The 23,016-nt window shown below is 61.3% G+C and carries 15 protein-coding genes; 9 read left to right on the forward strand and 6 right to left on the reverse strand.

Annotation, left to right across the window (positions count from 1 at the left end; all coding sequences use genetic code 11):
* Positions 1-13: 13 nt before the first annotated feature.
* The 4 genes from DX909_RS16105 to uvsE are packed head-to-tail and all read right to left on the reverse strand — an operon-like array spanning position 14 to position 6,937.
* A complete protein-coding gene (locus DX909_RS16105; RefSeq protein WP_206513012.1) occupies positions 14-2,866 on the reverse strand; it encodes a glycosyl hydrolase in 2,853 nt (950 codons plus the stop codon).
* Between the two features lie 41 nt (positions 2,867-2,907).
* Positions 2,908-4,617, reverse strand: a complete 1,710-nt coding sequence (locus DX909_RS16110; protein ID WP_128546219.1) for a GH39 family glycosyl hydrolase — start codon at positions 4,615-4,617, stop codon at positions 2,908-2,910.
* A gap of 3 nt (positions 4,618-4,620) precedes the next feature.
* The gene (locus DX909_RS16115) at positions 4,621-5,958 is read right to left on the reverse strand and encodes an MFS transporter (protein WP_128546220.1); all 1,338 of its coding nucleotides are present in this window, start codon (positions 5,956-5,958) and stop codon (positions 4,621-4,623) included.
* Between the two features lie 49 nt (positions 5,959-6,007).
* The gene (uvsE, locus tag DX909_RS16120) at positions 6,008-6,937 is read right to left on the reverse strand and encodes a UV DNA damage repair endonuclease UvsE (RefSeq protein ID WP_128546221.1); all 930 of its coding nucleotides are present in this window, start codon (positions 6,935-6,937) and stop codon (positions 6,008-6,010) included.
* A 153-nt stretch (positions 6,938-7,090) separates the two neighbouring features.
* Between uvsE and DX909_RS16125 the strand changes: the two genes are divergently transcribed.
* The 3 genes from DX909_RS16125 to DX909_RS16135 are packed head-to-tail and all read left to right on the forward strand — an operon-like array spanning position 7,091 to position 11,292.
* Positions 7,091-9,364, forward strand: a complete 2,274-nt coding sequence (locus tag DX909_RS16125) for a hypothetical protein (RefSeq protein WP_128546222.1) — start codon at positions 7,091-7,093, stop codon at positions 9,362-9,364.
* Between the two features lie 24 nt (positions 9,365-9,388).
* The gene (locus DX909_RS16130; RefSeq protein ID WP_128546223.1) at positions 9,389-10,156 is read left to right on the forward strand and encodes an SDR family oxidoreductase; all 768 of its coding nucleotides are present in this window, start codon (positions 9,389-9,391) and stop codon (positions 10,154-10,156) included.
* Between the two features lie 14 nt (positions 10,157-10,170).
* On the forward strand, positions 10,171-11,292 hold the full coding sequence (locus DX909_RS16135; RefSeq protein WP_128546224.1) for a glycoside hydrolase family 130 protein: 1,122 nt from the start codon (positions 10,171-10,173) through the stop codon (positions 11,290-11,292).
* 111 nt (positions 11,293-11,403) lie between these two features.
* On the opposite strand, the gene DX909_RS16140 is transcribed toward DX909_RS16135, so the two are convergent.
* Positions 11,404-13,059, reverse strand: a complete 1,656-nt coding sequence (locus DX909_RS16140) for a glycerol-3-phosphate dehydrogenase/oxidase (protein WP_128546225.1) — start codon at positions 13,057-13,059, stop codon at positions 11,404-11,406.
* Positions 13,060-13,191: 132 nt separating this feature from the next.
* Positions 13,192-16,056: a TonB-dependent receptor gene (locus tag DX909_RS16145; protein WP_128546226.1), complete on the reverse strand. Its 2,865-nt coding sequence runs from the start codon at positions 16,054-16,056 to the stop codon at positions 13,192-13,194.
* Positions 16,057-16,259: 203 nt separating this feature from the next.
* On the opposite strand from DX909_RS16145, the gene DX909_RS16150 reads away from it, so the two are divergent.
* The 6 genes from DX909_RS16150 (at position 16,260) to DX909_RS16175 (ending at position 22,855) form a co-directional block, all read left to right on the forward strand.
* Positions 16,260-17,159 carry a selenium metabolism-associated LysR family transcriptional regulator gene (locus DX909_RS16150; protein ID WP_128546227.1) on the forward strand — a complete coding sequence of 300 codons (900 nt, stop codon included), beginning with the start codon at positions 16,260-16,262 and terminating at the stop codon, positions 17,157-17,159.
* A gap of 13 nt (positions 17,160-17,172) precedes the next feature.
* Entirely contained in the window at positions 17,173-18,336 is a 1,164-nt protein-coding gene (locus DX909_RS16155; protein WP_128546228.1) for an LLM class flavin-dependent oxidoreductase, read from the forward strand.
* A 20-nt stretch (positions 18,337-18,356) separates the two neighbouring features.
* Positions 18,357-19,073 carry an SDR family oxidoreductase gene (locus tag DX909_RS16160; RefSeq protein ID WP_128546229.1) on the forward strand — a complete coding sequence of 239 codons (717 nt, stop codon included), beginning with the start codon at positions 18,357-18,359 and terminating at the stop codon, positions 19,071-19,073.
* 55 nt (positions 19,074-19,128) lie between these two features.
* Complete coding sequence (locus tag DX909_RS16165) at positions 19,129-20,925, forward strand: SLC5 family protein (RefSeq protein ID WP_128546230.1); 1,797 nt, start codon at positions 19,129-19,131, stop codon at positions 20,923-20,925.
* 56 nt (positions 20,926-20,981) lie between these two features.
* On the forward strand, positions 20,982-21,383 hold the full coding sequence (locus tag DX909_RS16170; RefSeq protein ID WP_128546231.1) for a hypothetical protein: 402 nt from the start codon (positions 20,982-20,984) through the stop codon (positions 21,381-21,383).
* Between the two features lie 263 nt (positions 21,384-21,646).
* Complete coding sequence (locus DX909_RS16175) at positions 21,647-22,855, forward strand: acyltransferase family protein (RefSeq protein WP_128546232.1); 1,209 nt, start codon at positions 21,647-21,649, stop codon at positions 22,853-22,855.
* Positions 22,856-23,016 lie beyond the last annotated feature (161 nt).

The following is a 23,016-nucleotide window of genomic DNA, read 5'->3' on the forward strand; positions in this document are numbered from 1 at the left end:
GATGGGTTGAACGTTACTGGCTAAGCCCCGAAACCGGCGTCAGCGTCACCGGCCCCAGCAGACCCGATTCGCGCGGCACCCACTTTTCGGCCGTGAAGTTGCCGTCCGGCCCCCGGTTCTCCCGAAGCCGGGCCGACATGTTGATGTTGTAGAAAATCCTCCAGGGCTGGTGGTTCCGGTCCATGTCGGCGATGCGGTTCGCCATGCCGTTGGAGACGCTGACGGTCAGGGTGTTGGTGGTTGTCAAAAAATTGCCGGGAATCTTCATCTGAAACGTCGGACCGATGAGCGTACCAAGGTCTTTGCCGTTCAGCCGGACGCGGGCGCTTTCGGCCACCCGCCCGAGGTCGAGCAGCCAGTCGGCGGCCGGGCCGTCGGGTTTCGGGAAGGCGATCGTGTAGTCGGCGGTACCGGCAAACTTTTTGACCGCATCTCCCGCCCACCCGGTCCAGGAACCCAGTTGGGCGGTGCTGACGGGTGACGGCAGTTCCGGCCCGCCCGACACGAACCGGACCTCCCAGGGGCCTTTGAGTTCAAGTGCCGGACCGGCGGCTTTCCGGTAGGCGTAGGCCGTGCCGTGCACCGCCGGTGCGCCAGCCGCCTGGTCGTAGGTTTCCAGAAGGCAGGTTTCGCCGGGTGCCAGTTGCAGGTAGACTTCCGTTCCTGCGCCGGTGGTCCGGACCTGGGCCATCCCGGCGGTTTCCGTCATCGGGTTATAAAGCGCCACGGCCTTTGTCGGGGTCTGGATCGGCACCCAGCCGTCCACCGGTTTCGATGCCTGGTTGGCGATAAAATACAGCTTGCCCCGGTCGTGGCTCCGTCGCATCATCTGAAGACCGCCGTCGACGAGCGTCTCGCGCTTCACCCCGGCCGTACGCAGCAGCGGGTCCACGTCCGGGCCGACCCAGACGGCCCCTTTCCCGACGGCGGCTTTCCGGACGCCGTTCCCGGCGTCGGTAAATTTCAGGGCATCGACCAGTTTTCTGAAAGCTGCCTGCCGGTTTTCAAGATCGGCCAGCCCCGGAACGCTCTCGGGCAGGGTTCCGGCAAACACCACCGTGGCCCCGGCTCCGGCCAGCTTCATCAGTTGCTGCATCGTCGGAAGTGGGATAAACCGGGCGTCGGGCACCAGCACGGTTCGGTAGCCGACCCCGCCGGTTTGCAGACTGCCGTTTACGGCTTTCACGTTCAGAAGCTGTTTGTCGGAAATGAAATCGAAGCCGTAGCCTTTTTCCCAGAGGGTTTCGGCCTGGCCCTCCACCGGCATCCCCTTGAAACCGTGTTCGATGCCGTCGTAATGCTGAAGCAGCACTTTACCGGGCCGGGTGAAGGAGTCGAAAATGGGCAGGTAGACCAGCACGTCGTTGTCGGGGCGGCCGGTTTGCAGGAACGACTGGCAGCGGGCCACATACTGGTTCAGCTTCCCGAAGTCCGTCCAGAACGTATTGTTCGGGTTGAAATGGACGGCGGCATAGAACAGCCAGCCCGGCCAGGCCGCCCCCTGCGGGGAGTAGTTGGTGCCGTGATAAAAGGTGTGATTGACCCCGCCGAGCAGAAAGCGGTCCATGTCCTTTTTGATGTCGGCCAGGGTGGAGAGGAAATGTTCGTTGTCCCAGGTCGCCGACTCCGAGGAAGCCAGCTTTTTGCCCGTAACATGAGCCGCCGAGGAAGCAAATTTGATCCGCAGGATTTCAGTACCCTCGATTTCGGGAATGTCCGTGACGGCGTAGAGGTCGAGGATGTTGGCTGGGGAGCCGTGGGCCTGGTTGCGGATGATCTTGCCCTTCGACTTCGCCCACTCGCTCCAGGTGCGGGTATAGTTTTCCAGCAGCAGTTCGGAGATGGTTTCGCGGTAGTCGCTCAGCACCCGCCGGTTTTGGTCGTCGGCGGCTTTGCCGAACAGAGCCGGAAGGTGGTTTTTCAGGTCGTACCCCTGCCGTTTTCGGAACTCGTCGAACAGGGCCGGGGTCCAGTTGCCCTCTCCCTGGGCATCGTCCACCTCATAGGAATCGTTGAAAAAGGCCCGCAGCGACTGGATATTCCGCCCTTTGAAGGCCTCATCGAAGCGTTTCAGATAGTTAAGGGCAGCGGTTCGGGAGAAGTGGTCGATCACGTCCCCCTCCCCACCCGGTCCGGCCCGCTCGACCATCTTGCCGTGCCAGCCCTGAAATACCGCGTAGAGGGTCCAGTTACCGGCGGGGGCGGTCCAGTCCAGCCGCCCGTTCGCGTCCACCTGCTTCGTCAGATCGACGGCCGGCCCCTGCTGCGGATAGGCCATCAGCGTCTGTAAAGGCAGCGGCTTTTCGAACCGGACCTGATCGAAGGCATGAAGCTGAAGGTCAGGGTTTTTCGTGATCGGTTCGACCAGCTTACTAAGGTCGATCTTCTCCCCGACCGTCCGGACGATGGGCTGCTGCACATACGTAACCGTTTCCGAAAGCCGTTCCCCGCCCTTCAGGCTAAAGGTCTTGTAGGCTACATACTTACAGGCATCCTCCGACCACACCCACGGCCCGCCGAACGGCCAGCCCGACGCCTGCGCCAGATCGACGCCCATGCCCAGCCGGCCGGCTTCCTTCAGGGTGTGGTCCAGCCGGTCCATCCAGGTCGGCGACAAAAACTCGATAAACTGATTCTCAGAACCTTTCACGCCGTAGATGGGCGTAATCTCCACCCCGCCCAGACCCGCCTTCCGGTATTGTTCCAGCAGACTCGTCAGGTCTTTGGGGTCGACGGCGCTGCCCATCCACCACCAGCGCGTCCACGGCCGGGCCTGTTGGGTAATTTCCGGCCAGCGGGGCTGCGCATCGGCCATTCCGGTGACCATCAGGGTTACTAAAAGACCCGAAATCAGAATCCGTTTCATAAAGCGGTAAGAATTAGTCGAATAGCGACGATGCGCCTGGCTCACCACGACAGCGTGAACAGCGAGATGCCCTGCCGCGGAAGGTTGGTTTTGAGCCGGACGGCGCCGTCGGCCACCCGAACCCGCTCCGGCTTTCCGATCATCGCCAGCTGCCCGGCCTTTTCCAGCTGGGTGATCTGCTCCGGCGTCGGGTTCTGCGGAGAACCCATTTTCAGCCAGAGCGTATAGGAATTGCTGTGTTCCTGATCGATGCGGTAATGGCGTACGTGAACGGTTTTGGCCGACAGGCCCCGGATGGTCAGGTCGACGGGCGAAGCCGGGGCGGGCCGGTTGTCGTCGTGGTAGTTCCAGACCATGACGGCAGCCGCATTCGACGCGGTATCGCGGGTGGCCAGGGCGTTGACGTCCGGCTCGGCCCGACGCACGCTCGAATCACGGACGGTCAGGGCGTCGTAGGCGGTATTTCCGCTCACGGCCACCCGCTTCCCCCGCATCATGCCGTACATCCGGAAGACGTTCAGGACCGGTTTGTCGACGCCGTTGGTCGCCAGGTCGCGGAAGCCGTAAAACCAGGGCTGGTTTTCAAATTCGAACGACCACGACACCGCCCCTTTGAGGTTCACCCGGTGATAATCGGCCAGTTCGTATTTCCGGGCGAAGGCCGCAGCCGTATAGCTTGAATATAGCGTGCCGTTGCGGTAGGCGTTCTCCGGGTTGGTTTTCATGCCGCAGGCCGCGCAGCCCTCCGGGTCCGACTCCCCGATGATGATCGGCAGCCGGGCGAACTCCGGGTAGGAGGCCACGATCTGAAAGCCGTTCGAAATGTCCCGCAGCTGGGTGCCGAGGTTCATCCGGACGTGCCCGTCCACGAGCCGGGGCGCCCCTTTGGCGTGGAAAGCGATGAAGTCGAGCGGGGAGCCGATCTTCCCGGTGACGTAGTTTTTGCCACTGCGGCAATGCTCCAGAAAGGCCTTCAGAAATGCCTGGGAGCTTTTTCCGGTCGGCCCGGTCACGTGCGGACCTCCCACCTTCGCGGTCGGCAGGGCCCGGCGGACGGCGTCCATCGAGTAGTCGTACAGTTTCTGATATTCTTCGGGCGTGCCGCCCCAGTAGCCGCTGTTGGGCTCGTTCCAGAGTTCCCAGTACCAGCTTTCCACCTCCGCTTTTCCGTAGCGGTCGATGGAATGTCTGACCCACTGGTAAATCAGCTCGGCCCACTTTTCGTAGTCTTTGGGGGGATACCGCCAGCCGCCGAAAATTCCTTCGTACGACTGCCCCGGCTGCCAGCTGTGGCGGTAGGGCTGCGGTTTAATGGAGAGGGCTTCGGGCATGAACCCGAGTTGCGCCAGCGGTTTCATTTTCCGTTCGATGTAGGTATCGAAAATACGGTCGATGATCGTCCAGTCGTAGACGGGCCGCCCCTGGGCATCTTCGGTGTAGACGTTGGTCGAGCCCCACTTCAGGGCGGCCGTTCCGTCGCCGGACGACAGCAGGCTGTGGGTGCGGACAAACACCGGAACCGGGCTGAGCGCGGCCAGTTCGGACAGCAGTTTTTTACCGTCCTTCATGTAGGTATAATTCGGCTCATCGTAGCCGAACCAGGCCCAGATCGGCTCCATCGGGCCTTTTTCCTTCGTTAAATCTACCTGAAGCGATACCGTCGGCGCGACGGTATTCTGGACCGCCTGCGCCCGGCCTTCCGGCCGAATGCACAGAAAGAGCAGTAGACAGAAAAATTGAAACCGCTTCATGGCTCAGGCCACCGGGGAGACTTTGGCCGGGCCCGCCTGCTCCGACAGATCGACCATCCGGTGTTTCGGCACCAGCAGGTGCATCAGACCCCAGGCCAGCAGATAGGCCACCCCGCAGATGATGAACATGATGTAATACCCGGTTTCGATATGTCCGAGGCCCTTGTAGTGATCGAACAGTTTGCCGGCCAGCGACGAGATGATGATCCCGCCGAAACCGCCGGCCATCCCGCCGATCCCGGTCACGGAGGCCACGGCCTTCTTGGGAAACATATCGGAGACCGTCGTGAAGATGTTGGCGCTCCAGGCCTGATGGGCCGAAGCCGCAAACCCGATGCTCAGCACGGCCAGCCAGAGGCCCATGCTCCCCAGATACTGGGCGAACACGACCGGCACGGCACAGATGGCGTAGAGCAGCATGGAGGTCTTCCGGGCCTTGAAAACCGGCATTCCCTTTTTGATGAAATTCAGCGGCAGCCAGCCCCCGAAAATACTGCCCACGCTGGCGATGGTGTAGACGATGGCGACGGGCAGGGCGGCATCCGTTCCGGTGATACCGTACTGGGCCTTCAGGAAGGCGGGCAGCCAGAAGAGGTAAAACCACCAGATGGGGTCGGTCAGCATTTTGCCCAGCACGAAGGCCCAGGTCTGGCGGTAGGTCAGCAGCCGGGTCCAGGAAACTTTCTCGTGCCCGCTCTGCTCTTCGATCAGCTGCTCGTCGCGGTCACTGCGGATGTAGGCCAGCTCCTCGGCGGAAACGCGTTTGTTGGTCTGGGGCGATTCGTAGATGGTGAGCCAGAGAACGAGCCAGATGACGCCGGTGGCCCCGGTCAGAATGAAGGCCCACTGCCAGCCCATGTATTCGGCGATGTAGGGCACCGACAGGGGAGCGAGGATGGCGCCCACGTTGGTGCCTGAATTGAAAATACCGGTTGCCAGGGCGCGTTCCTTTTTCGGGAACCACTCGGCGGTGGTTTTGATGGCGGCCGGGAAGTTGCCGGCTTCGCTCAGGCCGAGGGCGGCCCGGGCCACGCCGAACCCGAAGGTGGTTTTAGCCAGGGCGGTGAGAATCCCGACGATGCTCCAGGCCGTCAGGGAGAGGGCGTAACCCATTTTCGACCCCAGCTTATCGACCAGCCGGCCCGCGCCCAGCATCCCGAGGGCATACGCACTCTGAAAGACCACGACCAGATTGGAATAGTCGGTTTCGGTCCAGTTGAACTCTTTTTCCAGGTCTCCCTTCAGCAGGCTGATGACCACGCGGTCGAGGTAGTTGACGGTGGTTGCAAAAAACACCAGACTGCAGATCGTCCAGCGGTAGTTACCGATTGACTTATTCATAATACAGGGCGAGTCATTTCATCAATAGAAAGCAGGCCCCATTCAATATCTACCTTTCGATTACGGTATTATACGAAGCGGGGGAAAGATACCGGCGGAGGGACAGTTCCTTCATTTTGGTTTCGAGCATGATGTCCACCTCCCGGCCGTAGGTCCTGACGCGGCCGTAGACCCAGTCGGAATGGGCTTCCTTCCGGGCGGAGGGATCCTCGTTTTCGCGCCGGGAGTCGGAGTAGTGAAACACGGGCCGCAGGTCCCAGGTGGAAAAGGCCATTTCGAAGGCTTCCCGCTCGGTCTGAAAGCCGGGGTACAGCGAATGGTGAAAATAATCGAAAACCAGCGGGATGCCGGTCATTTCGTGCAGCGGGAAGAGTTCGGCGATGGTATACAGGCCCGACTTGTCGTCGTTCTCCACGGTCAGGCGCTTCCGGAGGTTTTCCGACAGTAGCGGGAAATTGCGGGCAAAGCGCCGGAGCGTCTCGTTCTTATCCCCATACGCCCCGCCCACGTGGATGTTGATCTTGTTCCAGTGAGAGGGCGTCAGGCCCATCAGGTCGAACAGGCCGGAGTGCTGTTCCAGGTCGATGATGGTATTGGTGAGGGTGGCGCCTTCTCCGGCCATTTTATTGAACGGTCCCGGATGCACGGTCAGCCGGATCGGCTTTTTCCCGATCTCCTCCAGCAGCGAACGAATCTCGAAAAAGTCGGGCAGCGACTCGAAGCGATATTCCGACCACCAGGGAAATACCTCCGACGAGATGCGGAACAGCCGCACTCCGTTTTCGAGGTTCCAGTCGACAACCTGAAGCAGATCCCGGACGTTCTGAAGGGCCAGCTGCGAGGCATACTGGATGCCTTTTTCCTGGAAGGTGCGTTTGATCATGCCGCGGTTCGTGGTGATCCCTACCTCATGGAGGGTCAGGTTGATGCAGGCATACCCCAGGTTGACGGTCGGCTCGGTCGGATTGAATTCACTCATCGGTTGGATTAACCGGAAAGCAGTGGAAAAGTTATGTGGCGTCCCGGCGGATAACTTCTCCCGGTGGTTTTATAACCTATTCCAAACAGGTCGGTTTAACAGTCGGTTGCCGGTATTCTCTGTCTCCGGGCCCCATTAACTGACTATATCAATATGAAAGCTGATCCGGGACGTTTTTCGTCGGAGGCTCACCCGACGGAAGAGGTGTCACAATGGGTGCCGGGCATCCGCGAGGCCCTCGCCGGAGACCGGGAAGAAGTCCCGATGGCCCTGGCCTTCGGGCGACTTGAAGCCTGCGCCGACAGCCATTCGCTCTGGCTGATCTTCCGGTTCCCGAAAGGGGCCGGCATTGCCCTCCGGACGAGTTACGACCCGCTGGCCTCGGGCCGGTACAGCCTCCACCGGAAGAACGACCGGCAATTCGAATTTCAGACCGAAGGGTCGCTCGGGACCGTCCGGGTGCTGATCGAATGTCTGGACACCGACGGTCTGGTGCTGCATTATACCACCCGGCTCACTCCGGCCCACGGTTTCCGGCCCGGCGCTTTCCCCCGCGACCTCTGTGTGCTCGATAAAAAAGGCGACCCGATGGGAACGGAAGGAACCGTGTTCGTCACCCAGAACGGACCGACCGCCGGTCTGGCCTACTTCACGATCACCCGCCCGGAAGCCGGGACGGTCCTCTATTTCCAGAATCTGACGGCGCTGAACCCCTATTGCCAGACCACCGGAACCGAACCTTCGGGGGTAGTATCGGCCGACTGGCCTGAACTGGGGCTGGCCCTGCCGGAAGCCCATAAACCGCTCCGGGCCGGAACCGAGGTGGTGCTGTCCGACGCCTATATCGCCCTCACGGAGCAAATACCGTCCGGTGACGGAGAAGTGGCCGACCGCTTTCTGGAAGCCCTGGCCTCCCTGTATCCCTTTCTTCCGAAGCCCGAAACCGGTTATCTCGACTGGCCGCTGGCCGCCGACCAGACCCTGCGCTCCCTGACCCGCTCGAAAGCCTGCGCCCGCACGATCAAGGGTCATTTCTACCTGAATGCCTACGTCGGATCGTCGGAGAAACCGCCCGAAAGCATGGTACAGTTCGCCATCCTGGTTCCGCTGCTGGAATACGAAAACTGGAAAGGCGGAAAAACGAAGATTTCAGACCGGCTCGGGAAGAACGTCATCACCTTTTATAATGAAGACCTCGGCGTCATCGTACGCTGGCTGCCGGGCGAGCCGTTCCGGACCTCCCAGCCGAGCGAGGAAGAGGACCGCCGGAAAATCGATTCATGGTATCTGTTCCACATCCTGCTCAATCTCGGGCGGCTGGCGGAACTGGGGCATCAGGACGCCGGGAAGATGTTCCTGAAATCGCTGGATTTCGCCATCAAAACCGCCCACCATTTCGATTATGAATGGCCGGTCTTTTACGACGCCCGGACGCTGAAGGTGTACAAGGCCGAAACCGAACCCGGTAAAGGCGGGGAACAGGACGTTCCGGGTCTGTATGCCCACGTCATGCTCCAGGCCTACACCATGACGAAGGAACCCCGGTATCTGGAGGAAGCCGAAACTTCGGCCCGGCGGCTGAAGGGCAAGGGGTTTCAACTGCTTTACCAGACCAACAACACGATCATGAGCGCCGTGGCGCTGGCCCGGCTCTGGCAGGTCACCGGCAACCGGCAGTATTACGATCTGAGCCGGGTCTGCGTCGCCAACGTGGTCGCCCGGATGTGGATCTGGGACTGCGACTACGGCAACGCCCGGTATTACAATACGTTCATGGGAGTGGCTCCGCTCCAGAACGCCGAATACATTGCCGCCTACGAGGAAGCCGAATCGTTTGCAACGGTCAAAACCTACCTGAATCTAACGGTCGGCGACCCGTCTCCGGCGATTCACCTGCTGCTGTCGGAATACAATAAATACCTGCTGCATCGCGGGCGGTTTTATTTCCCGTCGGAGCTGCCTGAGAAAGTCATCTCGACCGAACCGCGGGAGGGCCACATCCGACGGGACCTGACCGTTCCGCTGGAAGACATCTACACCGGCTGGAAACCGGCCGGGCAGGTCGGGCAGGAGGTGTACGGCAGCGCGAACGCCCTCGTGCTCTGCACCCACGCCTATTTCCGACACAAAAAGGTGCCGATCATGGTTTTCTCGGAGTACCCGTATCTCAATGCCGATTTTATGGCCGTCGGCCCGAACAAAGGCGAGATCACCCTGCGTCTGGCGGGGTCGCCCGGACTGAACTGCCGGCTGCGGGTGCTGCCCCGGGACGGAAGCCTGCCGGTGGTGCGGGTAACCCAGCTCCTCGAGAGCGGAGAGGAAACCCTGCCGATCCGGAAGCGGGCGGGCGAGTTCATCGAACTGACGGTGCCGGGCGGATGTCGCCTGCGCATCAACTGGGAGATTCCCAACCGGAGAAAAAAGTGATTCAACAACCAATTCGAATACGTTATGGAAAACAGAAATGCGCATACCGCCGTCGAACCGCTGGAAGGGAAACGGGTTCTGATTACGGGTGGAACCACCGGCATCGGCCGGGCCACGGCGATCCTGCTGGCCTCCTACGGAGCCAGCATTTTCACCTTCGGACGCGACGCGCAGGCGCTGGAGGAGGCCCTGGCCGACATCCGGAAGGCCAACCCCACCATCATCGCCGAAGGCATCACGGCCGACGTCTCGCGGCCCGAGGACATCAAACGCATCTTCGACCGGTCGTTCGAGGTGCTGGGCGGGCTCGACATTCTGGTCAACAACGCGGCCCTCGGCGGGGGCAGCATCAGCGAAGAGTCGGAGGAAAGCTGGCGCAATATCGTCGAAATCAACCTGTTGGGTTATATGGCCTGCGCGAAGGAGGCCGTCGGCCGCATGGTGCAGCAGGGCCGCGGCCACATCGTGATGGTCGGGTCGATGAGCGCCGAGACGAAGGAAGCCGGCAGTTCGGTGTATGTCGCCACCAAATCAGGCATTCAGGGATTTGCGGAAGCGCTGCGGAAAGAGGTCAACGGACAGGGCATCAAGGTCAGCCTGATCGAGCCCGGCAAGACCGGCAGCGACATGCAGCTCGAAAAGGCCGACACGGACGAGCAGCAACGTCAGATTGAGGCCCTGGAAATGCTGCGGGCGGAAGACATCGCCGTCTGCGTCCACTATATTCTCACCCAACCCCTCCGCTGCGATGTCGTGGAGGTTAAGATCCGTCCTCACCTTCAGGCCATCTGACCACCGGTTTACCCATGGAATTCGAAACCGATCTGCTTGTCCTTCGTCCGGACGATATCGATCTTCGTTTTTCTCCCCTCCGGGGGTCCGTGCAGGCGGAAACCTACATTCTGGGGGCTTTCAATCCCGGCATGACCCGGCTGCCGAACGGCAATCTGCTGCTGATGGTCCGGGTGGCGGAAGCGCTTCGTCAGCCCATCGTCGGCACGGAGATTCACGCGGTCCGCTGGGACCCGGAGGCCGGGTACGTCCTCGACGCCTATCTGCTCGATCAGGTCAACGCGGCCGACCCGCGCAAGTTCCAGCTCCTGACGCACCATTACAAGACGATGGCGCTTACCTCGCTCTCCTGGATTCTGCCTGTCGAGCTGACTGCCGACGGCACGGAAGTGGTTCAGATTCATTACGATAAAATCATCGCTCCGCAGAAATCCTATCAGGAATACGGCGTGGAGGACGCCCGCGTCTCGAAGATCGGCGACACCTGGTACATGACGACCTGCTCGGTGAGTTCGGAGCGCCATTCCACCACGCTCTACACCTCCGACGACGGGCTGAACTATACGCTTCAGGGCATCATCCTGGACCACCAGAACAAGGATATGCTGCTGTTCGAGGGGAAGGTGGACGGGCGGTTCTACGCGCTCACGCGCCCGCTCGGCGACCTGTATTTCACCTATCCGCCCGGTAGCCCGTTCCACGCGGGGCCGTCGATCAACCTGGCGCGTTCGCCGGACGGCCTGCACTGGAAGCCGCTCGACGAGCCGTTCATCCGCGCCCGGAAAGGCTCCACCTCGACCATGAAAATCGGCGGAGGCACCCAGCCCATCCTGACGGACGACGGCTGGCTGATGCTGTATCACGGGGTGGAACTGAAAGGGCTGGTGGGGATCTACCGCACGTTCTGGGCGCTGCTGGATCGCGACGACCCGGTCCGCATCCTGCGGCTGGAAGACCGGACGCCGATTCTGGAAGCCCGCCCGGCACTGACCCAACCCATCGAAGACCAGATGTACCTGAGCGACGTGGTATTCTCGACGGGCATCGTCGACGCCGGCGACCATTACATCGTGGCCTCGGGCGAAGCGGACCTCGCCTGTCGGATCACCCACATCCCCAAAACCGCCTTCCGGTGACCGGACCACCCCCCGGCCCCCTCCTAAAACAGGAGGGGGAGGGCGCTGCTACTTTTCCTTCCTGCGAAGCCACCCCCTCCTTACCAAGGAGGGGGCCGGGGGTGGTTTAATTCAGACCGTCGCCGACGGCAGAATCAGGCCGGCGGATTTGCGGAACCAGTCGATTTCGGCGTGGTAGTCGCGGACGGCTTTCCGGCGGTCGTCGTCGGACCAGTTCAACTCGGCGGCCATCAGGTCGGCGACGGTTTCGGCAATCCGGTCGGAGGTGCGCCAGTCGGTCAGTTCGAGGCCGAACCGGCGGGCCAGCACGTCCTTCAGGGTCTGCGCCATCTCGGCCCGCACCACGAACACCACCTCCGCCGGGGTGTGGGGCAGCCCCTCCCACAGCGGCTCCCGCCACTCGGGCCGCTCGACCATCAGACGGGCGATTTCGAGGCTTTCGGTGCCGTACTGCCGGTTCAGGTGCTGGGCCACCAGTTCAGGCACTTCGTACTTCTGACACAGCACCTTCCAGAAATCCTCGGCGTAGCCATCGGCGCCGACGAGTCTGATGGTGTCGGTCACGCAGGGCGTGCGTTCCCGGCCGAGAAGTTCGTAGCTTTTATCGATGGTATCCATCGCCATCAGCCGGTAGGTCGTCCACTTGCCGCCCAGGATGCTGACCAGCCCGGAGGTGGGATCGACCTCCACCTCGTGGTCACGGACCAGCTCTTTGGAGTTGGCGTTCGGGTCGGCCTGGAGCAGCGGGCGCAGGCCGGCAAATCCGGCGATGACCTGGTCGGCGCTGAGGGGTATTTCGAAATACCGGTTTACGTATTCGATCAGATAATCGACCTCGGCCCGTTCCACCACCGGCTCCTGGTCGGTCAGTTCGGTTTCGGTTTCGGTCGTTCCGATCATCAGCTTTCCGTTGTAGGGAATGATGAACACCACCCGGCCGTCGTCGGTTTTCGGTACCAGAATGGCGGTATCCGAGCGCATGAGATCACCGGGAACGATGATATGGACGCCCTTGCTGACCCGCATCCGACGGCCCATGCCGGGGTTGGCGAGCAGCCGGATGCGGTCTGCGAACGGCCCGGTGGCGTTGATGAACAGCCGCGACCGGACCCGCAGCAGCCGGCCCGTCAGGACGTCGCGCACGTGCAGCACCGCCAGCCGCCCTTCGGCATCCTTTTCGAAATCCCGGGCTTCGGCGTGGTTGAGCGCCACCGCCCCGTAGCGCATGGCGGTTTTCACCAGCGACATGTTGTAGCGGGCGTCGTTGAGCTGGCCGTCGTAGTAGAGAACCGCACTGTGAATTTTATGGATCAGAGACGGGTTGCGCTTCAGGGCCTGTTCCTTGTTGAGCCATTCACTGCGGCCGAGGCTGAGGTCGCCCGAGAGGGCGTCGTACATTTTGAGGCCGGCCGTGTAGTAGATGCCTTCCATCCAGCTCATGCAGGGGGTCAGCAGGGCGAGCGGATGGGCCAGGTGGGGCGCGTTGCGGATGAGGGTCAGACGCTCGTGCAGGGCCTTTTTCACCATGTGGTACTGGTTCAGATCCGCCTTCTTGACGGCCTGTTCCAGATACCGGACCCCCCCGTGAATCAGCTTGGTCGATTTGCTGGAGGTTTCGGAAGCGAAGTCGTGTTTTTCGATCAGGATGGCTTTCAGGCCCCGGCTCTGGGCGTCGAGCAGACAGCCGGCTCCGGTAGCTCCACCGCCGATGATACAGATATCGAATTCCTCGCTGTCGGCTCTCTCAAGTTGCTGGGCGCGCTGCATGGATGGGATCGGGTTCGGTTGAAACACAAAGTTCAGCAAAGAGAAGCACAGTTGATCCATGAACCTTCGGATAAACTTTTGCCCTCCTTGCTGAAAACCCCATTCCGGCTGTCTGTCAATGCCTTTTCCGCCTTACCGGCTGATCTGATCGAAGGTCAGCGAAACGTAATACAGCCCGCCGATCTGCGCCAGCCCATAGCCCTGGGAATAATACTGATTCAGGATATTCGACCCGCCCACCTTCACGATGGATTTGAGCGACGGCAGCTTGTACGACACCTGGGCGTCGAGGCTCGTCCAGGACGGCAGCCAGGCGTCGCCCGCCGTGGTGCCCTGCTCGACCCACATCCGGTCCGTCCAGCGGTAAGTAACCGCAAATCCGAGTTTCGGCGTCAGGCGCGGGTTGGCGAGGGTGAGGTTGTAGCGGTTTTCGGGCGAGATAAAGAAGTTCCGCCCGAGCTGCGACACCTCCGGGTTGCTCATCCGGCGCTTGACGACCTCCGCCCCGGCCCGGTCCTTCACCACGTTGCCCTGGGCATCCCGCAACGTGATCAGACCCACCTGACGGGCATAGTTGGCCGCGACGGTAAAGCCCTTTCCGATGGCGTAGTCGGCCCCGAGGCCCCAGCCGTTGACGAAGATTTCGTTGTAATTATTGAAATTGACCTGGAGCGAGCGGAAGGCGTTCGTGCTGAAGTCGGCGATCTGGCCGTTGTTGGGCTGGTAAAAGTTCTGGGCCGCGATGAAGTCGGAGTAGGTGCTCCGATACAGAAAGGCGTCGATGTACAGCTTGTTGAACAGCAGCGTCTTATACCCCACTTCCCAGGTTTTGATCTTTTCCGTCGTGAACCGGGTCGGGTCGTAGGCGCGGCTGCGGAGCTGGGCTTCGGTCAGGCGGCCGGCCACAAAATCACGGACGTCGTTTTCGAGGTAAGCCGGGTTGCTGAACAGCCCGGCGGTTTCGGCGGCCACCCGCGCTCCGCCCACTTCCCCGCCCCGGCCAGCCGGCGGCACGGCAAAGAGTTGTCCCGGCGAGGGGTTACGGAAGGCGCTCTGCCACGAGCCCCGGAAGTTATGCGCCCCGAGGCTCAGCACCGCCGACGCCCGGGGCGTAAAACCGCCCTCGAAATACTCGTTTTTGTCGTAACGCACCGCTACCGTCGGCTTCAGGCTCACCCGCGACCCGATGCGGAACTCCTTCGAAGCCTGGGCGTAGGCGCCATACTCGTCGATGGTGTATTCCGAACCGTCGGCCCGCAGCGGAACGGCCGTCCCGGCGGTGTTGATCACGTATTTGCGCAGGCTCGCGCCCACCACCAGCTCGACGATGTCGAACAGGCTCCGGAAATTATACATGCCCTCGTAATGCCGGAGTTCGGAATTGTCGCGCGCCCGGGTGCCCCGGATGTTGATCAGGCCCGGCACGTTCTGGTTCGTGAGCGTGTTCGTCACGGCATCCTTCACCTGATCGAAACCGGCCGAGCCCGGCAGAAAGCGGCCCTGGTCGGCGGCCGTCCGGGCCTGGCCGATGTTGCCGCCGTTGGCCGCGAAGGCCGTCGCGAAGTCTTCGGCCCACTGGTTCAGCGGTTTCCAGGCGTTGTTGATGATGGCGGCCGTCTGCCCGATATTATAGCCTTCGGCTTTCTGGCGGGTGGTGTAGGCCCGCAGGAAGAAGTCTTTCCCCCGCACCTCGGCCTTGACCTGATGGCGCTGGTAATCAGGGAAATATTCGCGGAAACCGGCCGTGCGGATAAAGTTGCCGTTGCCGTAATACCAGCCCACGGAAGCCTCGATGTCGCGGGTGATGCGGTAATGCAGCGACACGTTCGCCCGGTTGTTGAACACCTTGCCTTCGTTGCCGACCAGGTCGAGTTCGGTGTAGCCGGTGCGCGTTACCAGTTTGCCGGCCAGGGCCGGAACGCGGTAATCGGCCGGAAACCGGAAGGCGCCCCCGGCGTTGATGTCGTCGCCGTAGATGTTCAGCCCGTCATATTCGAAGTTGGTGTTCGGGTCATTGTTGGGTACGTAGCCGATGCCGGTCGCGATGCCGCCCCGGTCGGCATCGACGGCGAAGAAGTTGGAGCGGGCGCGGGTCAGGCGGTCGCTGTAGTCGTCGGCGATGAAGTCGGTGCCGGCCAGCCGCTGGAAGCTTACCTTAAAGGCGAACCGCTGCCCGATCTGCCGGGCATACCGCGCCGAAAAGTCCAGATACGGTTTCGGGCCGAAGCCGTCCTTCCCGACGTTGTTCACCCCGACCTTGACCTGGGCGCTCAGGCCCAGGTAGTCGAAAGGGCTTTTGGTACGGGTCAGCATGAGGCCCTGGAGGGCGTCGGGGCCGTAGAGCGCCGAGGAAGCGCCCGGGATGAGTTCGATGCTTTCGATGTCGAGGTCCGGCACGCCGGCTACGTTGCCGAAACCGAAGCCCAGCCCCGGCGACCGGTTGTCCATGCCGTCGGTGAGCTGCACGAACCGGTTGTTGTTATTGGCGCCGAACCCGCGGAGGTTCACCGATTTGAACGTCAGGCTCTGCGTCAGCAGATCGACGCCCTTGATGTTCTGGAGCGCGTCGAAGGGCGTGGCCGCGGGCGACTGCTGAAACTGCCGGGGGCCGAGCTTCTCGACCGTCACGGCGGCTTTCGTGATACTTTCCTCAACCCGGCTGGCCGACACCACGATCTCGTCCGCCAGCAGCGCCGACTCCTCCAGCGCCACGTTCAGTTCGGTAGCCGACGCGACGGCCTTCTCCTGGGCCTTGTATCCCACATAGCTGAATACCAGGGTGATGGGCTCGGTGGTCGGCAGCGTCAGCCGATAGGAGCCGTCGGCGTCCGAGATCGTCCCGACGGTTCGGCCCTTGATGACGATGCTGACGCCCGGCAGGCCCTTTCCGGAACTGGCATCGGTTACTTTGCCGGATACCAGGGACTGGGCCAGACCGGGTACGGCCGACAGGATCAGAAAGATCAGCCCCGTCCAGTTCGTAAGGATTGACTTCATAGGCATACGTATTTACATTTACATCATACTAAGTCTACCAACAAAGTAAACTTTTTCTGCAAAGATGAACAACAAACGAATACCTTGCCACGGGCATTTGAAAAAATATAGGGCGGAGAGGTTTCCGGACCGGGCTGCGGGGGTTTGATGGTTATTCCCGTACCTTTGGGTAGAAATACCCTGTAACGTATTGCGCCTGATTGATGGAAGATTTCCGACTGAAAGTATTTCACAGTGTAGCCCGTAACCGCAGCTTTACGAAAGCCTCCTCCGAACTGTTCATTACCCAGCCCGCCGTCACCAAACACATCCGGGCGCTCGAAGACTCGCTGGGGCTGCGGCTGTTCGACCGGCGGGGCAACACCATCGTGCTGACCGAACCCGGCGAGGTGCTGTACCGGTATGCCAACCAGATTTTCGCCCTGTATCAGGAAGCGCAGACGGAGCTGAACGCCTTCAAGAACCAGCTGACCGGCTCGCTGCGGCTCGGAGCCAGCACCACCATTGCCCAGTACCTGATTCCGGCCCTGCTGGCGTCGTATTACGAGCGCTACCCGCACATCCACCTCAGCCTGATGAACGAGAACACCGAAATGATCGAGAAGGCGGTGCTGGCGAAGGAAATCGATCTGGGGATCGTGGAAGGGCAGAAACACCACGCGGGTCTGAAATACCATGATTTTCTGAAGGACGAACTGGTCGCGGTGGCGCATACCGGCAGCCGGTACAGCCGCCTTCAGGAAATCACCCTGCCCGAACTCGCCACGGTCCCGCTCGTCCTGCGCGAACGGGGCTCGGGTACGCTGGAGGTGATCGAGGAGGCCCTGCACCGGCGGGGCATCCGGCTGTCCTCCCTCCAGATCGTCATGCACCTCGGCAGTTCGGAGAGCATCAAATCCTTTCTGGAACACGCCAACTGCCTGGGCATCCTGTCGACCCGCGCCATCGAGAAGGAGGTGCAGAGCAATACGCTCAAAGTCATTCCGATCCGGGATTTCAGCCTGTCCCGTACGTTCAGTTTCGTCCATTTGCAGGGGCAGCCCGAGGGATTGGCGGCCAATTTTATGACCTTTGCCAACCGGTATTTTCAACGTCCCGACTAAACGATTTTCCAATATGCTGACCGAGCCGATTCTATCCGTTCCGATCCGGACCACCGGGCGCCTGGCCGAAGTGGCCTGGTTCGACGACCTGTGCGGGGGCGACACCGAATTTCTGGGGGTACTCGATCCCGACCGCCGGAGCAGCTACGAACACTGCCGCGACATCCTGCTGACGGCCGAAGAAATGGGCTTCGGCAACATCCTGCTGCCTTCCTCCTACATCGTGGGGCAGGAAGTGATCCCCTTCGCCGGGGCGATGGGGCCGCAGACCCGCTCCATCAACCTGCTGACGGCCCTGCGCACGGGCGAAATCTTCCCGACGATGCTGGCCCGGCACATCGCCACCCTCGACCACATCCTGAAAGGCCGCCTGACCGTCAACATCATCAACTCCGACATTCCGGGGCTGAAGGAAAGCCCCGAACTGCGCTATAAACGCTGCTCGGAAACCATCGAAATCCTGAAACAAGCCTGGACCCGCGACCGCATCGACTTCGAGGGCGAGGTCTACAACGTCCACATGAGTTCGACCGACCCGGTCCGACCCTACCAGCAGAACGGCGGGCCGCTGCTTTACTTCGGCGGTATTTCCGACGGTTCGAAGGAGGTCTGCGCCCAGTACTGCGACGTCTTTCTGATGTGGCCCGAACCGGAGGAGAACCTCTACGCCACCATGCAGGACCTCTCCGAGCGGGCCGCCCGCTACGGCCGGACCATCGACTTCGGGTTCCGGGTTCACGTCATCGTCCGCGAAACCGAAAAAGAGGCCCGGGCGTGGGCGCAGCACATCATGTCTCGCTTCGACCCCGAACGGTTCAACCTGAAAGACCGCACCCAGGACAGCAAATCGCTGGGCGTGCTGCGCCAGGATGAACTGCGGACCCGTTCCACCGACGATTACCTCGAACCGCTGCTCTGGGGCGGCATCGGCCGGGCACGGTCGGGCTGCGGGGCCGCGCTGGTCGGGACGCCGGAACAGATTCTGGAAAAACTGAACCGGTATATGGACATGGGGTTCCGGTCGTTCATCCTGTCGGGGTATCCGCTGATCGAGGAAAGCCGGATCTTCGGAGAACTGGTGCTGCCCCACCTGCCTAAAGCGCAGCTGTCGGTGGTGCAGGGCCGGACCCCCGCCGAGGAACCCGTCACTCCCCTAACCACCGCCGAACTACACTAACAACCAACTTATTATCCCGAATGACATTACAAGGTAAAACCGTCCTGCTGACCGGAGCATCCCGGGGCATCGGCCGTACGCTGGCCCTCGAACTGGCCCGGCAGGGCGCCCACCTCGGGCTGGTGGCCCGCTCCGAATCCGAACTGCAAAGCCTCAAAACCGAAGCCGAATCCCTCGGCGGCACGGTAGAAATCTTTCCGGGAAGCGTCACCGACGAAACGCTGGCGACACGGGCCGTCGAGACCCTGACGGAACGTTTCGGCCGGGTGGATTTTGTAATCAATAACGCCGGCTACGGCCTGTTCGGCCCGACGGAGAGTTTCACCTCCGAACAGTGGTCCGACCTCTACGACACCAACGTGAAGGGCACCTTCCTGTTCAGCAAAGCCGCCCTCGGGCCGATGAAAGCCGCCGGACAGGGTCACATCATCAACATAGCCTCCGACGTCGCCAAACGGGTATTCGACGGCGGGGCGCTGTATGCCTCCTCGAAATTTGCCCAGGACGCCTTCTCGGCCGCCCTGCGCAAGGAGGTCCGTCGGCACGGCATCAAGGTGTCGGTGGTGTACAGCGGTCTGGTCGACAGCGCCTTCCATACCGACCCGCAGGGTCACGAAAAACACGCCGACTGGCTGACTACGGAGGACATGGCCCGGACGATCCTGTACATCATGGAGCAGCCCCGGCACGTGGTCATCGACGAACTGATGATTCACCCTCTTTCTCAGGAATATTGAAACCACCCCGGCTGCGGCCGGGATTTTTTACCCATCGTAATCCTGCTTAATCGGTATGATTAGTCAACTAACCACCATCGATTTTATCGTCCTGATCGCCAGCCTGCTATTTCTGGTGGCCGCCAGCGCCTTTGCGGGGCGAAAGAAGAAGGATTCGGAAGATTATTTCATGGCCGGCCGGTCGCTGCGATGGTGGTCGGTGGCGGGGTCGATCTACGGCACCAACATCCACGCCCAGCAGATCATCGGGATGCTCGGCATCGGGTATTCCATCGGCTTCGCGCAGAGCCATTACGAGGTGCTGGCGGTGCCGGCCATTCTGATCCTCTGCTACCTGTTCATCCCGATTTACCGGAAGCGGTCGGTATTCACGCTTTCCCAGTTTCTCGAACACCGCTACAACGAACAGGCCCGGCTGGCCTACACGGTGCTGATCGTGGCGTTCATCGTCATTCAGCTGATTGCCGGCTTTTACATCGGCAGCCGGACGCTCGGCCTGCTGTTTCAGGGCAGTTCGTTCGAAATTAGCTACCTGCAGGGCATCCTGCTCATCGCCGGGGTGACGGTGCTGTTCACCGTGTACGGGGGAATGGACTCCGTCGTCGTGGCCGACAACATCCTGACGGTCCTGATGATCTTCACGGTCCTGATCGTGGGCGTGATGACGCTGACCCAGCCCGAAATAAAGGGCATCGACGGGTTGCTGGCGCTCGACCATGCCCAGCCCGCCGACCAGCAGAAGATGCACCTCTACCTGCCGGCCGACCACCCCCGGCTCCCCTGGCTGGGGATCTTCACCGGCCTCAACATCCTCCATTGTTTCTACTGGACCACCAACCAGTACCAGGTACAGAGGGTGCTGGCGGCCGCGTCGGACCGGGATGCCCAGCTGGGTACGATTGCGGCCGGTTTTCTGAAACTGAGCATTCCCTTCTTCTCCATCGCCAGCGGGGTGGCGGCCTATTACATCTTCAACCACCGGTTCGGGGCCGGCAGCGTCAAACCGGACGACGCCTTTCTGAAGCTCATGGCGACGGTGGTCCCTTCCGGCTACGGCATCATCGGCCTCACCCTGGCCGGCCTGACCTGCGCCATCTTCTCGGCGATCTACTCGATGATGAACTCGGTGACCACGCTGCTGGCCTTCGACATCTACCGAAAATACCTGAACCGCCGGGCTTCCGACCGCCAGACCGTGCAGTTCGGGCGGCTTTCGGCCGTGGCGATCTGCGCCGTGGCCACCGTTCTGACCCTCTGGACCTACGACCCGGCTTCTTCCGACAATTTCTTCCTGCAGCTGGCCGACCAGACGTCCTACATCAAACCGAGCCTGGTGGCGGTGTTCTTCGTGGGGATTCTTTACGCCGGAGCGCACCCGCGGGCGGCCGTGATCGCGATGCTGGCGGGGCCGGTCTTCGGGCTGCTGGCCGACCTGCTCTACAACCACGTGCTGGCCACCATCCCGGCCGTGCGCGACCTGTTCGGTGCCCGGCTCAACTTCCTCTACCGGGTGTTCATCATCTGTACCTGCTGCACGCTTCTGCTGCTCGGCCTCAGCCGTCGCTGGAAACAGGGCGGTCCTGTGAAGGCGCCGGACCTGGTGCTGTCGGCACCCGGACTGGCGCGCTGGATCTGGATTTTTCTGGGGCTGGAGGGCCTTCTGATCGTTGGGGTGCTGACCGGCCTGCTTCGGCCGCAGACGGCCGCCTGGCCCGGCGCCCTCATCCCGATGGCGCTGTTCCTCAGCGCCTATGCCCGGAAGCCGGCCGGCGGGTCGCTGCTAGCCTCCGATCTTTTCTATGCAGGACTGCTGAGTTCGGTGACGGTCTGGATTCTGTTTTTCTTTGCATAGACGTATACGGCGGGGTTCCCTTCGTCGTTGTAGCCGAAAGACTCTCTCCCACTTACATGCGTAATAACGTATTTTTTTATCTCGTCCTGCTGGTTTTAACGATGGTTGACGCCTGGCTGCTGGCCCACCCGAACCTCATCGGTCGGATCGGTATTTTCTGGTTCGATTACGATTATCTCGAAACCCTCCCGAAAGCCATGGGAACGGTGGGCATCACGGTGCTGGTGGCGGTCCTGCTGAGTCTGGCCATCAAACGGGTGCTTAGCCGGCCGCCGGCGATCGGGCTGGCCGCGGCTTTACTTGCCTTCTGCGTGTTTCTCACCTTTCAGACGTTCGTCAAATTCACCTCCGGGACCTACCAGTTCACGGGATCAGGCTTCAAGACCGGGGCGGTGCTGCTGCCAATTATCCTGACCATCGTGTTCGGAAAAACGACGGCGGACGTTATCCGTAAATAACCGGCCGGCCGCCTAAAACCGTCATTTTACGCCGGACACCTACCGTTCCCTCAATCCTACTTGCTTTTTAGTCAGGCGCTTAGCTACCTTTGTTGCGCATTCGCAATACACTACCTTCGTTTACCTGCAACGGACACCGCCTGCGGTTCCGAACCTCTTCATGAAGCGGCCTGACGGCCGGCATTTGCTTTTTTACGTCCATTTTATCGTTCCATCCGCCCTGTCGTTCCCGGCTGCGGTCAGACCATCCATGCCAGTATTTTATGAAACATTCTGTTCCTTACCTCACCACACTGACACCGCTTCGGGGCATTGCGGCCCTGCTGGTGGTCATCTATCATTCCGACCTGATGCTGGCTCCCTTCGTGGATCATTCCCAAACCGGCTTCATGAAAAGCGGCTGGCTCTGGGTCGATTTCTTTTTTGTCCTGAGCGGCTTCGTGCTGACCCACGCCTACGGCGGCCATTTCCGTGAAAAAGTGACCTGGGCCGGCTACCGGAAGTACATGCTGGCCCGCTTCGCCCGGGTGTATCCGCTTCATTTTCTGACGCTTCTGGCGGCCGTCGGGGTAACGGTGATGGTCCGCGCGCAGGCCGACGGGATGGACCCGTTCCTGGGGGCGATCTTCGACCTGAAGGCCATTCCGGTATCCCTGGTGCTGGCGCAGTCGCTGCATACCTGCATCACCGCCCCCCTGAACACGCCCTCCTGGTCGCTGAGCACGGAGTGGTGGGTGTATATGGTTTTCCCGCTGCTGGTGGGGCCGTTCTCCCGGCTTCGGGGCATCGGCCGCCTGGGTGCTCTGATCGGTATTGCCGGTCTGTTTCTGGGCGTCATGTATTATCTGGTTCCCAATTACAGTGACAACGGGTTCGTCAAACCGGGGCAGTATACCCCGCCGACCCTCAACACACTGACGGACTGGGGCCTGGTCCGCTGTCTGGCCGGCTTCCTGCTGGGGATGCTGTTCCATGAACTCTACCGTCACGGCATCGGCTACCGGCTGCTGCGGAGCGGCTGGGCCTTCCTGGCCTCCTTTGTCGGGGTGCTGGCGGCCATGCACTTCGCCATCCACGACCTGCTGATCGTCTGCTTCTTTCCGTTCATCATCCTGACGGCCGCCTGGAACGAAGACTTCATCAAGCGGGTGCTGGAAACGCGGCCCCTGCAACGCCTGGGCGACTGGTCGTTTTCGATCTACATGGTCCACATCCCGATCGCCTTTTTCCTGACGGCCGTGTTCATTCTGCCGAACCACCCGAAGATGTACTCCAGCTTCCCGGCCTGGATGTCGACCCCGTTCCCTCCGGGCGGCCCAGTGTGCCTGGTGCTGCTGGTCCTGACGCTCGGAACGGCGGCTCTGACTTACCGGTATGTCGAGGTTCCGGCCCGGAACTACATCAACCGGCGGTTCGGTCACCGGCGGCAGGCGTATCCGGTCAATGCGTCCGTATCGGAAGTTACACTTTAAGCGATCGTTTGGCGAAAAGATTTTTTCCCCGACCGGTTGGCCGGCGAGCGGACCACCCCCCGGCCCCCTCCTAAAACAGGAGGGGGAGTGCGCTGCCGTTTTTAAGACCTGCGAAGCTACCCCCTCCTTCAAAAGGAGGGGGCCGGGGGGTGGTCCGGCGC

Origin of the sequence: Larkinella soli (genome assembly GCF_003703975.1) — a bacterium.
In the GTDB taxonomy this organism is placed as follows: Bacteria; Bacteroidota; Bacteroidia; order Cytophagales; family Spirosomataceae; genus Larkinella; species Larkinella soli.